We start from the raw sequence: 13,579 nt of genomic DNA, 5'->3' as shown, positions 1-13,579 counted from the left end.
AGTCACTGGGCGCGTCCTCCTATCCGGGTGGCGGATTCACCGCTGAAACGATCATGATGCGGGGCCGGGTCGACCCCGACGCGTCCCAGCGGCTGTACCAGCGGCCCGGAGGCAAGCTCACGGTCGGCTCCGTGTGGGAGAGGGCGAAGCGTCCCGATGCGGAGTCTGGCGGCATCGTCCGGTCGGGGGCTCCGTAGATTGTCACGAGTTTTTCCGGTACTTGCTGATGTCCATGGGTTGCGACAGAGCTGCCACAAGCCTCGAAGATCGCTTGACCCTGCCCCGGCGGGAGAGACGAGAGTGTCCTGGTCGATCACATGGGCGGGCTTTTGCGCTCGCTGGTCAAGGACGAAGAGGGGGAGTTCGCGTGACCGCGACCTGCGTCATTCTCGACATCGGCGGCGTGCTGGAGATCACGCCGGCAACCGGATGGGTGCAACGGTGGGAAGGGCGGCTGGAGCTGCCGCGGGGCACCGTCCATGAGCGGATGCGCGACGTGTGGCGGGCCGGCAGCGTCGGGAGCATCAGCGAGCGTGAGGTGCACGAGCAGGTGGTGGCCCGTCTGGGGCTCGACGCCCTCCAGGGTGAAGCCTTTATGACTGATCTCTGGGCGGAGTATCTGGGGACGCCGAACCAGGACCTCATCGACTATGTGCGGGGGCTGCAGGGACGGTGCAGGCTGGGCATCCTGAGCAACAGCTTCGTCGGCGCCCGGGAGCGGGAGACGACGCTGTATCACTTCGACGAATTGGTGGAGCAGATCGTCTACTCCCACGAGATCGGCATCGAGAAGCCCGACCTGCGTGCCTTCGAGGCCGCATGCGCCAGCTTGAACGTGCGGCCGGAGAACTGCCTGTTCATCGACGATGCCGCAGTCAACGTCGAGGCCGCTCGGACGGCGGGCATGCAGGCGCACCTGTTCGAGGACAACGCCCGGACCATCACGCGCATTGCGGCTCATGTGGACGCCGGACCCTTGGTCCCAGGGCGTGTCCCGCTCGCGTGACGTATGTGGAGCAGGTGTCCAGGCCGCGGCTGATCGCCTTCTCCTCCTCGCCGTGGACGATGTCCTTGTCGATGGCGTCGAGGGCGGCGATGTACGCGGCGGCCGTGGCAGCGTCGGGCTCGGGCGGGAGGCCGGCGGCTTCACGGGCTGCTGCCTTCGCGGCGGGGCCGAGCATGGTCGGTGAGGCGGTTGCGGCTTCGGCGCCGGCCTTGTCCGACGGGCTGGCGGGCTGGCGGGCTGGCGGGCTGGCGGGCGGGTTTTCGGCGGTGCCGCGGGCGGTGAGCGCGCATGCGAGCGAGGCGGTGGCGATGAGGCTGGTGGTCGCGATGCGCATCGCGCCGGCCTGCCGGATATGGGGGCGGAGTGAAGGCTGTTCACCGCCTCGTGATCTCTGCGCGGCTGTTCCCGGGCCCGCCGGACTGCGGCCCACGTCGCGACACGCTTCCCGGTTCCCCCGGACGGGGAGAACCGGTGCACAGTGATCGACGTCAGCGTCATCATTGACTGCAGGGACACGATGAACTTCCAGGGCCTCATCGCTCGGGGGCGGGTAGGCCCGCAGCGCGGAGTCTGGTCTCGGTGAGCGCGGTCAGCCGGGCCGAGATCGGGGCTTGGTCCTCACGGTGATGGTTGATCAGCCTGTACTGGGCCGAAGCCTTGGTCCACGCCCGCAGGCTGGCGGGATCCCCCAGCAGCGCGGGGTTGGCGAGGTAGTGGTCGGCCATCGCGGCCGCGAGCTCCTCGATCCTCGGGTCGTCCGGTTCCCAGGCCTCGGCCTCCTGGCCGCGCTTGGCCAGGTCGACGTACTCGGGGTCGTCCAGCCCGTGTTCGAGCTGGGTCAGGAAGCCGTCGAAGCCCACCGGCACCAGTGCCCGGGCGAGAACCAGGGCCTCGCGTTGTGCAGCCACGTAGTCGGGGCTGAAGCCGAGGCCGGGCATCCGGTCGAGGATCGCGCAGGCGCGGTCGGGCAGCAGGGCCTGGTCGCCGTCAGCGAGCCGGTGCAGCGTGTCGCGGCGGGCGACCAGCTCATCGATGCGTTCGGTGAGCTGCCGCTCGACGTCGGTGAGTGCGGCGCCGAACTGCGCGGCGTCGGCGTCGAGCATGGGCCCGATCTCGGCCAGCGGCACGCCCGCGGCGGCCAGCGTCCGTACCTGCACCAGCCGCAGCAGCTCGCCGGATCCGTACCGCCGATAGCCGGAGCTGTCACGTTCCGGCTCCGCGACCAGGCCGAGCTTGTGGTAGTGCCGCACAGTCTTCACCGTGACGCCGACGAACGCCGCCGCCTGCCCGATCGTGACCCCGTTCCTCATCAGCCCAGCTTGCCGCAGAACACTGCGTCGACGAAACGCTGCTGGGCGGTCTGGAATGCCGGCGCTATCGACAGGTCGGCGTCGTCCACCCAGGTCAATCCGGCGGTCAGGGACTTGCTGCCGTCGGGGGTGCCATACATCAAGGCCGCCGAGCCCATGGTGGCGCCGTTGTGGTGGAAGACCGTGCCGCCCTGCGTTTCCTGCGCGAACACCCCCAGGCCGTAGCCGACCGTCGCCTCCGGCGTGCGCATCTCGGCCAGCAACTCGGCTGGCAGGAGCCTGCCACCCATCAGCGCGGAGAAGTACGTGTGAAGGTCCCGGGTGGTCGAGATCATGTCACCACCGGCCCCCACCCAGGACGGGTTCTGACGGGTGACATCGACCGTCCGCTCCTGACCCGCGTTCCCGTAACGGTAGTAGCCGTGGTTGTACGGCTCGGGGATCTCCGGCGAGGCGCCCGGCGCCACGGTGCCGGTCATCCCCAGCGGACCCAGGATCGTCCGCTGCAACTCCTCGGCGAAGGAACGGCCGGTGGCCTTCTCGACCACCAGCCGGGCGAGTACGTAGTTGGTGTTGGCGTAGCTCCAGCCCGCCCCCGGCTCGAACCGCGCCGGCTTGGACAACGACAGCCGTACCAGCTCCTCGGGCAGGTAGGTCTTGAACCGGTTGTCCACCCACTCCTTGCCCTGCCACGGAACCCCCAGCACGATCGTCCCGTCCTCATAGAGCTCACCGGTGTGGTTGAAGATGCCGCTGGTGTGCTGCAGCAGCATCCGCACAGTGATCCTCCGGTCGAGACCGAACTCGGGCAGGTAGTCATCGACCGGGGCGTCCAAGCCGATCTTTCCCTCGGCCACCAGCAGGAGCACCGAGGTGGCGACGAAGCTCTTGGTGGTGCTGCCGATGCGGAAGTGCCCGTTCGTCAGCGTCCTGGCGTTCTGGCCCAGTTCGCGCACACCAGCACTGCCGACCCACTCGCCCCGCTCGTCGTTCACCCGGAGCTGCACCCCGACGAAGCCGACCCCGGCCAGCTCCTCGATCGCCTTCTGCAGCTCCGGACGGTCCTGGCCCTGGCCGGAAAAGTCTGTGGTCATGTCGCTCCTTCACATCGGTTGTGCCCGGGTCGGCGTCGGGCCGATGCGACGAGCCTCCACCCTGCCCCAAGGTCAACCTCAACTGTGATCCACCCCACAGTCACTCATCTGCGTGATGATCCCGTACGGGCGGTGCTCCATCGAGTCGTACGGCTCGTCCGCGCGGATCCAGTCGATAGGGACCAGAGTGCCGCGCCTGCCGAAGCCACTCCCCCGGAGGCACATATAGCGATCACCGAAACAGACGGACCCAGGGGCTCAGAGAACCCACCATGTTGAGCACCGCGGTGAGCAACCCCAGGCCTGGTGAGTTCGGTCGCTGGAGCAGGCGCGGGCGAGTGTCCCGTGACAGTGAACCTGGACCGCCTGCCTTCGAATCTGGACAGATCGACCGGGGACGTACGTGTAAACCGGTCAGCCGGGAAGGCGGGCCATAAGTAGCTATCACGGATGGGAAGGAAACGACATGTCGCACATGCAGCTCTTGGCCAAGGGAGCGGGTCAGGGCTCCCCGCCGTTCTGGATCATCGCCATCGCGTTGATCGTCATCGTCGGGGCGGCGTTTCTGGTGACACGGGCCCGCAGGAGATAAGGCACGGTGCTCGAGCCGTCCGCCTTAGACGGCATTCGGCCCGCCTTCGACGACAGAGGACAGCAAGGAACGCGGCGAGGTCGGCGCCCTGGGCGTGGGGCCTGCCCGGGGCGCCGGTGTTCCGCGTCAGCCGAGGTGGGAGAAGTAGCCCCAGCCGCCCTCGCCGACGGTCACGGAGCGGGTTTCTGTGAAGGCGCCGCCGCCGGGGTGGAAGGCGAGGTCGGACGTCGGCGTCGTGTACCAGAGGTCGGAGAGGCCGTCGGCGTCGCCGTCGCCCGCAGAGAACCCGAGCACGCGGGTGCTCGTCGGCAGGTTGCCGAGGGCCGTGGGGCCGGTGAGCGTCCTGGCGACGGTGTCGTAGCCGTACTGCTCGATGTTCCCGGCGCCGTCGCGGGCCCAGATCTCCGCCTTCGTGTCACCGGTCGTGTCGCCGGGAGTGAGGATCTCCCGGCTCTGCCAGTCCGCGACGCTGATCCGGACAGCGCCGTACGAGAGCCATCCGCCGTCCGCCGCCACCCGGCCGCGGTGGAGCCACAAGCCCGTAGCGCTCTTGGCGAGGAGATCGGGGGCCCCGTCGCCATCGAGGTCGCCGGCGGCGACCGGCGTGGTGTGGGCCCAGCCGGTCTCGGACACCTTCATCACCACGCCGGGTTCCAGGTCGCCGGTGCCGGCGTTCCTGTGCAGGATCAGCTCGTCGCCCTTGCGGGCGACGACGTCGTCGTCGCCGTCGCCGTCCCAGTCCCCGCGGTGGCTGACCACCGCGCCGTTCCACTCGGGTCCGCTCCCGATCACGCGCGGGGAACCGAACGCCCCACGCCCCCTGCCGGGGTACAGCCTCAGCGTGTCGTCCTTGCGCACCGCGAGCATGTCGGGGCACAGGTCGCCGTCGAGGTCGCCCGGCGCACGCGCGGCGGTCCGCTGCAGCGGCTGGGCTTCGGCCCACAGCAGTTTGTGGTCCTCGACGGGCGTCAGGTCGATGTCGGCGGTCTTCGCCTCGAAGCCCGTGAAGTCCCTGCTGCCGAAGAAGGCGTGGTCGTACTTGAGCCGGTACTTCACGGGGTCCGCGGTCGCCCAGGCGGTCGGACGGTTCCTGGTCGCGTCCGCCTCGACGAAGGAGCCCGTGCCGCACAGCCCGGTTCGCATGGGCACGAGCGCGGGGTGGGACGGTATCGCGTTGAAGTCACCGAGTACCAGGGCAGGCGCGCCTGCCGCCCACCGCTCCATGTTGTCGAGCATCACGGGCACGCCGTTCGACGGGAGGGCCGTCGCCAGGTGCGTTCCGCACGCCAGTGTGGTCCGGCCGCCGATCGGCCCCTTGACGCACACCACCCACCGCTGCTCCGACGGCGACGTCTCCGCGGGGTTCACCCGTGCCTGGTGCGTGGAGAAGTCCGTCGCCGCGCCCTTCACGAACACCGCGTTCCCGAACTTCGTGGACGTTCCTCCCCAGCGCGCGCACCCGGATGGCTCCTGCTCTCCGACCCGTACCGAGGTGTAGCCGACGAGCAGTTCCGCCAGCGCCTCGTACTGGCCCGCGCACAGCTCCTGCAGCGCGATCACGTCGGCGGTCCCGCCCTCGGAGACCATCCGCGCCCGGAACTTCGCCGCCCATTCCTGGGCGGTGTCGACGGTGTTGCGGCACGTGGACGCACCACACGCGTTGTACGTGACCGTGCGCACCGCCTGCGGTACGAGCGGGTCTGCCGCCACCGGACGCGAACCACCGGTCACGGCACCGGCGAGCAGGGCCAGGCCCACGGCCGAGCGGCCCGCGGCTCTGACGAGTGTTCTGGTCATACCCTTCAACAAGTCCCCACCCCTGAAAACGAAGATCAAGAATCCCGATCATCGCAGGAGCGGGCGGGAACGGGCGGGATCGGGAGCAAGGACTGAGGGCTGAGTACTGAGGCACACGTGCCGGGTGGACGACCAGCCACGAGGTGGCTGGCGGCCACGGTGCCCCGCCTCACGTTGAACGCACAGGGCATCACCCTGCCGACGGGTCCCCAATCGGACCGCCAGGCCGTTTGCTGCCCCGCTGGACCCAGGGGTTGCAGAACCATTCCATTGGCGAAGGCGCACGTCGGACTCTGGCAGGCGTGGTCGTCGCCTGCGGCCCAGTACTGCATCGGCCTGTTGTGGATCGGGCACTCACAGGTCAGGTCGCACGGGTGAAGCCCACCCTTCACGGACGCCACTCCGACCGGTAGTCCGGGTGACCAGTGAACGGCAACGCCAGAATCCGCAGGACCCACTCCGACGTCACCGGGGGCGCCTTGAAGCGGGCGCCGGTGTCGTCCTGCAGCCACCGCTGGCCGTCGGCTTCCCAAGCTGGGCCCATCCACCTCAGACCGCACGAGCTGCTGAACGAGTGTTCGAGTGCACACTCTGTAGGGCATGTGGCGTTCGATGCCTCCAGCAGCATCCGCTTGGCGTAGATCTCGGAGAGCACTCGCGCGGGGTCGTGGCGCGCGATGTGGACCGCATCCTCCGCGCTCGCAAGCACCGTGTCCTGGCCGCCCCGGCGCGCACCGCCGATCACCACGATGCCACCGGGCCCCATGATGGCTCCAGCGTGCTGCGCGCTGTCCACCGTCCAGGGCCCGCCGGCAGCAGCACGGGCGATCTGCTCATCTTCGTCAAGGCGGCTCCGTAGAAACGCGATCAGGCTGTGCATGCCTTCCATCATCCCCGCCGGAGCAAGACGGCCGTGGCGTGGTCCCGGTAGCCGCCGGTCCCCCGGTCGCCGGCATTCACGAGCGCCTTGGCGAGACCTTGGGGGTCCTGCGCGTGGGCGTGGAGGTCCTCGAGGTGCCCGTGCTCGTACACGGTGGCGGCCGTGGCATCGCCCAGGGACGACCGAACCCGGTTGGCGTGGTCCTCCGCCAGGTCCCACGGGGCACTGTTCTGGCGCAGCCGCTATCCCCCGGTGTGGTCGAGGCGGGAATCCCCCGGACGGGCGAGCATCGGCAGGCCCGGAGACGACGCAGCTCCCTGCGTCGAGGCGCAGGGAGCTACGAAGGCGGTGGGGCCGAGGGGGCGGGCCGGCTGCCGGCTCCGTCATCAGGGAGGTACGAGGCCGGAAAGGGGCCTGGAGAACGGGGGCTTGATCAGTCGTGACCTGCGGACCCGGAACGTCGGTAGCGTCGGTACGGGGGCGGGTCGGACGTCGGTCGATCCAAGGGCGGGCCACCGGTGCTCATGTGTCGCCGGGCCTGTCCGCGGCCGAGTCCGTCGCCGGATCGTGAGATCAGGACGGGCTGTCGGGAGCCCTGCCTCTCTCGACATTGGCGACCATCCTGCGCAGCACCTTGAGCGCGGCCGCGTACTCCTCGTCGCTGATGCCCTGGTGGACCTCGGCACGTACCTCGGTCGCCAGCTCACGGAGCCGTATCCTGGCGGCTTCCCCGGCATCCGTGAGGTGCAGGCACTGGCGGTCATCGGTCCGGAGCCATGCGCGGTGGAGCAGCTGATCGACGACTCTGGCGATCTCGTGCGGCCCGTCGGCGAGGTGCGTCAGCTGCGCGACGACTTCCTCGCGGCTCGGGGCCGCGGGGCCGCCGTTCACGCGGTTGAGCACCCAGTACTGCGGCTGTGTGACGTCGATCCTGGCCATGGCATCACGCAGATGCCGGGTGACGGCCGCTTGGGTCAGGCCGCACCAGTACCCGACCGGCTGAGTGGCCAGCATGTCGTCGGTGGCGGTCGGGTCGGCCGGCGCCTGGTCGGTGGGGGTTCCGTTCAGTAATTCCATGATCACGACGCTACATTCCTGCGGCGCGCCGAACCAGGGCAGGTTGCTCACGAGGACGTCCTCGTCGCCATGTGAGGATGGCTGGTCTTTTCGAGGGGGAATCGCCTCAGAGATCCGTGGCAGGCCCTAGTGGCGCTCCACGAGAGTGGATGTCCCGGTGTGGGGATACCGGGCGGTGTCGATCCGGGGACAGATGCCGTATGAACCAGGACAGGGACGACAGTGGGCGGGTCAGGAAGCATGTCGGATGGTGGATTGCCGCGCTCGCGGGCCTTGCGGGCATCGGCGGCCTAGTTTTCGCGATCGTCTCCCAAGAGCACTTCACGATCAAGGAGTGGTCCAAGGCGGCGAATGCCGCATGCGACTCCCTGCACGGAGAGATCGTCCAGGGAAACGAGGCGGCGAACGACGCGGTCGATGCGCTCGCGGACGGCGGCTATCAGGCCTCCGGCTACCAGGTGGCAGCCGACGCCTTCGACGCGCTCTCCAGCTCTGAGCGAAAACTGACGGGCGAGATGGGCCGGATCGAAACACCCGACTCGCGAGAAGGGGACGTCGAACGGCTTCTGGAGGGCCTGAACGACGTCAGCGATCTCGACCGCTCGCTCGCCGGCGAACTGCGTGAGGGTGTCATCACCGACGACAGCCCGTTCGTCGCCGACTACTACGAGCGGCGGGATTCGCTCGTGGCTGACGTGAACGAGGACTTCGATTCTCTCGATGTCCGGCACTGCCTGGCTGGCGAGTAGCCCCGCCTCGCCCCATCAGCTCGCAGCCTCATAGGGGGACGGGAAGCCGGACCGCGCGTGGTGGTGGTTCCAGCATCGAGGCTGAGGCCACCAGCAGGCTGCGCGGACGCCCCGCATGCTCGCCAGTCGGGGCTGCTCCTGGCCGACACGTCCGTCGTCGAGATCCTGGCCGATGCCGACCACCAGGGGCTCACCGCCGTGCTCGCGCACGACCCGGTGAACGCGAACTGAGCGCACACCGTACGGCGTGAGCCCTCGCGTACCCCCCGGGAAGCAGCTCCCCCCGGGGGGGTACGCGCGTACCCGTACCTCCGGCTCAGGCTGTCGGGCGCGGGCACTCCGGCAGCGCCGGACGCTCCCTGGTGCGCACGGCGGGCAGCCAGGCCACCGGGGGGCCGGACCCGGAGGGGAGCCGGACGCGGAACCAGCGGGTGGACCACCGGGCCTCCTCGTCGACGATGGGCTGCCCGTCGGGGACCTGGCACTCGGCGGCGAGCACATCGCCGTGCCACACCCGGGTCGGCACGACGTTGTCCGCCGTGTACGGCCGCACGGGATCGATGGCCAGCCCCAGACTGCACCCGGGGTGCCGGTCGACCCGCTCGCGGCAGCTCCGCTCCGCGTTGAACACCCGGACCGTGCCGGCCGTCGAGCCCACGACGCCGGGCGGCACGGACCCGACCGGCCGCACCGCGTCCGAGCACAGGGTCGCGGCGGCGACCCCGCACATCGCGGTCGCGAGGACGGCGGAGCGGGCCCGGACCCGCTGACGCCCGCCGGCGGGCGTCTCCTGACGGCCGGCGATGCGGGCGAGCAGGCTCTCGGCGGTGTGCGGCGCCCGCGTCTCGTGGGTCGGGGCGAGACAGTCGGCGGCCAGCTCCCGCCAGAACGGCGGCACCGCGTGGTCCATCCGCAGTGGCGCCCGCCCCTCGCCGTACTCCTGGACCGCGGCGCCCCGCGCCACCGGCGTGGCGCCGGAGAACGGCGAACCGCCCGACGAGAACACCTCGTGGACGACGATGCCCAGGGCCCAGATGTCCGCGGTCGGCCTGATCCGGACGCCGAGTTCGCCGAGGGGCGCTCGCCAGCGCTCGGGCGGCAGATAGTCCAGGGTTCCCATCGGCGGGGCGTACCCGTGGGTCCCCGTCAGCTCGGTCGCGAGGCCGAAGTCCGACAGCTTCACCGAGCGGTCGGCGCCCAGCAGGACGTTCTCCGGCTTGAGGTCGGCGTGGACCCAGCCCGACCGGTGGAGATGCGCGAGCCCCTCGCAGATTCCCGCGATCAGCGGCCCCCGGTCCGCCTCGGGCACCCCCGCGTCGATGAGTTCCCGCAGGCTGCCGGAGGCCCGTTCCATCACGAGCACGATCGCACCGTCCACGGCGGGCCGGTCGGGCGCCGCGAGCACGAACGAGCCGAGGAGACCGATCAGCCGGGGATGCCCGACCCTGCTCCCGAGCTCGACCTCGCGGCGGGCGGACTCCATGATCCTGCGCGCCTGCCGGGGTGCGAGTCCCGCGGTCGGCATGATCTTGAGCGCGACCTCGGCGGGGCCCGCGGGGTCGGCGGCGGACCGGCCCGCGGGCCCGTCGGCCGGCCGCGCCGCGTAGACGGTGGACCACCCCCCGGACCCGATCAGTTCGGAGACCACCCAGCCTCCCACCCGGTAGCCGGGCGGGAGTTCGTCCGCACGGTCGTGTCCCGCGATGCCTCCCGGGACGCCCGGGGAGGTCACGACGCGCCCTGCCGCTCCCGCCCGCCGGCCCCCGTCAGGGGCGGCAGCAGCGCGAGGTGCTCCTCGCGCACGAGCCCGAACCGCAGGGCGAGCCCGACGATCTCCTCCCGCTTGCCGTTGCGGCGGTCCCCCTTGCCGGACTCCCCGGTGGCGGGGCCCGCGATGCGCAGCTTCTCCTCGGCCAGGTAGTCGATGTGCGAACTGACCGCCCGAGCGGTCAGCGCGGCGCACGTGACGTGCTCCCTGAGCCGCTCGACGATCTGCGGGGTGGTGGGCACCGCGACCCGGGACTGGTCCCGCAGACGCGGCTCGCAGAGCGCGACGAGAACGAGGAAGTACGTGGCCGTCTCGTCCAGGGAGTACGCGGTCACCGTGCTGTTCCCCCAGGGGACGTCCATGGCCTCCGGGTCGAGGAACACATGGTCGGGGGCGAACACCTGGAAGGAGACGGTGGCGTCACCCCGGGTGGGCAGCACCACCCGGGAGAACTCGAACGGTATGGGCGCCCCGACCCGGCGCGGCGGAATCCTCAGGTACTCGCCCGCGCCCTCCGGGTTCTCCACCAGATAGCTGTGGCCGGCGCTGTAGTTCGTCAGCTGCCAGTGGTCGTGGGTCACCCGGATCTCCCCGGCGAGCCGCGAGATCGCCGGGTCGTCCAGGACCAGCTCGACGGGGACCGCGGCGGAGCCCCGTCCGAAGCGGGCAACCTCGCCCGGGCCGAGCCGGAGCGTCACCGCGTCCCCGCCCGGCTCGCCGCCGTCGGCGCCTCCCGTGCCTCGCGGCAGATGGACGACTACGCCGCTCACCCGATCCCCCGTTCCCCCGGCCGTGCTCTCGGACGAGCCGAACGATACTCATCCGTAGGGAGAGTTCACCGTCGTACTTTGGCCACCTCGTCCGTACGGGCCGCCCGGCGGCCGGGGCCGCACGCCACGCCGGTGCGCGGGGCGCCCCGGAGCCGCTCGCCCGTGGCTCCGCGCGACGCGGACCGCCGGGGAGCTTCTCGCCGGGCCCAGGTCATGTCGGCGCCGTGAAATGAGCCGCCATGTGGGACTGTTTCCGGTCCTCCGCCGCGCAGTCGGGACGTGGAGCGCGCACCGGGGAGAGCGGGAGACGGGTCGTGTCCGCGGGCCGCCGGAGCGGCTGACCGGCCGGGCCGGGGCCGGCCGCCGACGCCGGGCCCGGGGCCGTGCAAGGTGGGCAACGTCACCGTGAACGGCGGGCGGAATCCGGGTCCGGGGCCCTCACGGGCGGCCGGGGGCGGCCCATGTCACCGTTCACGTGGCGCGATCCGTACGCTCCGCTCACAGGGCGGGAGCATGCGACACCAGCGGCGCCACCGCGCGCTCGCCGAAGGAGGTCCACGGCCGCCACCCGCCGCTCGGCCGCTCCTGGACACGGGTCCGGATCCGCCCCGCCGCGGTCACGGCGAAGACGTGCAGCCGACCGGCCGGGTCGCGTACGGCCGTGGGGGTGGCGACGAGCCGGACGCCGGGCTCGCCGAACTCCCGCTCGGGGCCCCAGTCACCGCCCGGAGCGAGCTGCCAGCGGTGACTCAGCCGGGCGCCGCCCGGGGCGAGCGAGAACGCCTCCAGACGGCCGTCGGCGTTCGCGGCGAACGCCGGGGCGGCGGCGCTCCACCCGAACATCGGCAGCCACGCGTCCCAGCCGCCGCTCGGCGCGGACTGCCGCCGGGTGAAGGTCCCGACGCCCGACGGCCCGATCGCGGCGACCGCGAGCCGGCCGCTGCCGTCCTCGGCCACCCGGGGCGCGGAGCCCGCCGCGGTGCCGTACGGGTGCCATGCCGGGGTCCACGGCCCGCCGGGGGTCTCCTGCCACCGGTGGACGATCCCGGCGCCTCCGGGCGCGAGGGCGAACACCTCGAGCCTGCCGTCGGCGTTCGCCGCGACCACCGGTGGCGCGCCCGCCGCCGGACCGAAGCCGGGTTCCCACGGGTCCCAGGCCAGTGCCCCGGGCGACCGCTGCCGGCGCCGTGCGAAGGACCCGCCGCCCGGGCCGAGGGCGAAGACCTCCAGCCAGCCGGCCGCGTCACGGGCGACAGCGGGCACGGCGCCGGCCGGGCCGCCGAACCCCTCCCAGTCGTGCCACCCGCCGTCCGGACGCTGCACGCGGCGGTTCAGGTGGGTGCCGCCCGGGGCGATCGAGAACACCTCCAGCCTCCCGTCGGTGTCGCGGCCGAGGGAGGGAACCGCGCCCGCCGGGCCGCCGAACGGCTCCCATTCCGACCAGCCGTCGCCGTTCGGGTCGAGTTGGACTCGTCGCAGCATCGAGCGGTCGGCGGCGTCGAGCGCGAACAGCGTGAGGCGGCCGTGCGCGTCGAGCCCGGCCACCGGGTGGTCGGGGCTCTGCCACGGGACCGGAGTGTCGCGCCACTGGAGCGGCGCGAGGAAGAGTCCGTTGCGGAACCAGCCGGCCGCGCTCGCGTACCAGCTGCCCCCGTCGTCGACGACCTCGACGGCGTGACCGGCCACATGCCCCGCGTACCCGGTGAGTTCGAAGCGGAAGGGGTCCCGCGACGCCAGTACGTCGGTCCCCTCGTAGCCGCCCCGCGGGCCGATGAACAGGTAGTACCAGCCGTCCCTCTGGACGACGTACGGCGACTCGGTGACCGAGACGGTCGCGTCCGTGCTGGCGTCGGTGAAGGCGACGCCCGGCTCGCTCCAGTGCGTCAGGTCGGCGGACCGCCGGTGGGCGACGACGTGGTGCCCGCCCGGCCCGGAGAGCTCCGTGTAGTACATGACCCACTCGTCCCCCACCCGCAGCACCATCGGGTCACGCGCCGCGAGGCCCCGGAACAACGGGCCGGACGGTACGCGGGTCCAGGTGAACAGATCGGTCGACGTGGCCAGGTTGACGGCCGCCCCGCTCGCGCCGCCCGCGGCGTAGAACATCCAGAACCTGCCGTCGGCCTCGATGACGTGCGGCGCCCACAGGTGCTCCTCGCCGAAGTAGGACGGGTCGACGGTGAGGGCGTCGGCGTGAGCGGTCCACGGACCCAGCGGGCTCGGGGCGGAGGCGTGGGCGAAGAAGATCTCCGCCGAGCTGTCCGGCGCCTCGCCGCGCGGCGCGCTGTCGCCGACGATGCCGAAGACGTGCCAGCGGCCCCGCGCCCTGATCAGCGTGTGGTCGTTGAGATAGCGCGGGCCGGCGGGGGTCGACGGGTCGTGGACGTACGCGAAGGGGCCCGCGCCGACCCACGAGGGCGCCGGGGCGTCACCGGTGGGCGCGGCGCCGGCCGGGGAGCGGCCGAGCAGGGGCAGCGCCCCGGCTCCGGCCGCACCCCGCAGCACACTGCGTCTGCTGATCGGAAACACGGATCCG

General features: G+C 71.5%; 13 protein-coding genes. 4 read left to right on the top strand and 9 right to left on the bottom strand.

The features are described 5' to 3' along the window. The first annotated feature begins 367 nt into the window (after nucleotides 1–367). Entirely contained in the window at nucleotides 368–1,006 is a 639-nt protein-coding gene (locus ACF1BN_RS21645; protein ID WP_392333205.1) for an HAD family hydrolase, read from the top strand. Here the strand turns inward: ACF1BN_RS21645 and ACF1BN_RS21640 are convergent. From ACF1BN_RS21640 to ACF1BN_RS21630, 3 genes are all read right to left on the bottom strand, one after another. Then, nucleotides 942–1,340, bottom strand: a complete 399-nt coding sequence (locus tag ACF1BN_RS21640) for a hypothetical protein (RefSeq protein WP_392333204.1) — start codon at nucleotides 1,338–1,340, stop codon at nucleotides 942–944. The genes ACF1BN_RS21645 and ACF1BN_RS21640 overlap by 65 nt on opposite strands. A gap of 199 nt (nucleotides 1,341–1,539) precedes the next feature. Beyond that, nucleotides 1,540–2,316: a MerR family transcriptional regulator gene (locus ACF1BN_RS21635; RefSeq protein WP_392333203.1), complete on the bottom strand. Its 777-nt coding sequence runs from the start codon at nucleotides 2,314–2,316 to the stop codon at nucleotides 1,540–1,542. Then, nucleotides 2,316–3,410 carry a serine hydrolase domain-containing protein gene (locus ACF1BN_RS21630; protein WP_392333202.1) on the bottom strand — a complete coding sequence of 365 codons (1,095 nt, stop codon included), beginning with the start codon at nucleotides 3,408–3,410 and terminating at the stop codon, nucleotides 2,316–2,318. Before ACF1BN_RS21630 ends, ACF1BN_RS21635 begins: the two co-directional genes overlap by 1 nt. A gap of 466 nt (nucleotides 3,411–3,876) precedes the next feature. On the opposite strand from ACF1BN_RS21630, the gene ACF1BN_RS21625 reads away from it, so the two are divergent. After that, the gene (locus ACF1BN_RS21625; protein ID WP_392333201.1) at nucleotides 3,877–4,002 is read left to right on the top strand and encodes a hypothetical protein; all 126 of its coding nucleotides are present in this window, start codon (nucleotides 3,877–3,879) and stop codon (nucleotides 4,000–4,002) included. Nucleotides 4,003–4,128: 126 nt separating this feature from the next. Here ACF1BN_RS21625 and ACF1BN_RS21620 read toward each other — a convergent pair whose 3' ends face one another. From ACF1BN_RS21620 to ACF1BN_RS21610, 3 genes are all read right to left on the bottom strand, one after another. After that, complete coding sequence (locus ACF1BN_RS21620; RefSeq protein ID WP_392333200.1) at nucleotides 4,129–5,799, bottom strand: FG-GAP-like repeat-containing protein; 1,671 nt, start codon at nucleotides 5,797–5,799, stop codon at nucleotides 4,129–4,131. A gap of 388 nt (nucleotides 5,800–6,187) precedes the next feature. Further along, nucleotides 6,188–6,679: a DUF6221 family protein gene (locus tag ACF1BN_RS21615; RefSeq protein WP_392333199.1), complete on the bottom strand. Its 492-nt coding sequence runs from the start codon at nucleotides 6,677–6,679 to the stop codon at nucleotides 6,188–6,190. 573 nt (nucleotides 6,680–7,252) lie between these two features. Continuing rightward, nucleotides 7,253–7,756 carry a MarR family winged helix-turn-helix transcriptional regulator gene (locus tag ACF1BN_RS21610; protein WP_392333298.1) on the bottom strand — a complete coding sequence of 168 codons (504 nt, stop codon included), beginning with the start codon at nucleotides 7,754–7,756 and terminating at the stop codon, nucleotides 7,253–7,255. 200 nt (nucleotides 7,757–7,956) lie between these two features. Between ACF1BN_RS21610 and ACF1BN_RS21605 the strand changes: the two genes are divergently transcribed. After that, nucleotides 7,957–8,505 carry a hypothetical protein gene (locus ACF1BN_RS21605; RefSeq protein WP_392333198.1) on the top strand — a complete coding sequence of 183 codons (549 nt, stop codon included), beginning with the start codon at nucleotides 7,957–7,959 and terminating at the stop codon, nucleotides 8,503–8,505. A gap of 60 nt (nucleotides 8,506–8,565) precedes the next feature. Further along, complete coding sequence (locus ACF1BN_RS21600) at nucleotides 8,566–8,736, top strand: hypothetical protein (protein WP_392333197.1); 171 nt, start codon at nucleotides 8,566–8,568, stop codon at nucleotides 8,734–8,736. Nucleotides 8,737–8,821: 85 nt separating this feature from the next. Here ACF1BN_RS21600 and ACF1BN_RS21595 read toward each other — a convergent pair whose 3' ends face one another. The 3 genes from ACF1BN_RS21595 to ACF1BN_RS21585 form a co-directional block, all read right to left on the bottom strand. Then, the gene (locus tag ACF1BN_RS21595) at nucleotides 8,822–10,237 is read right to left on the bottom strand and encodes a serine/threonine-protein kinase (protein WP_392333196.1); all 1,416 of its coding nucleotides are present in this window, start codon (nucleotides 10,235–10,237) and stop codon (nucleotides 8,822–8,824) included. Next, the gene (locus tag ACF1BN_RS21590; protein ID WP_392333195.1) at nucleotides 10,234–11,043 is read right to left on the bottom strand and encodes a serine/threonine protein kinase; all 810 of its coding nucleotides are present in this window, start codon (nucleotides 11,041–11,043) and stop codon (nucleotides 10,234–10,236) included. Before ACF1BN_RS21590 ends, ACF1BN_RS21595 begins: the two co-directional genes overlap by 4 nt. Nucleotides 11,044–11,541: 498 nt before the next feature. Beyond that, nucleotides 11,542–13,572: a family 43 glycosylhydrolase gene (locus ACF1BN_RS21585; RefSeq protein ID WP_392333194.1), complete on the bottom strand. Its 2,031-nt coding sequence runs from the start codon at nucleotides 13,570–13,572 to the stop codon at nucleotides 11,542–11,544. Between the last annotated feature and the right edge of the window lie 7 nt (nucleotides 13,573–13,579).

The sequence above is a fragment of the Streptomyces sp. NPDC014861 genome, assembly GCF_043081625.1.
Classification (GTDB): domain Bacteria; phylum Actinomycetota; class Actinomycetes; order Streptomycetales; family Streptomycetaceae; genus Streptomyces.
This window is presented reverse-complemented; position numbering and strand designations above follow the sequence as displayed.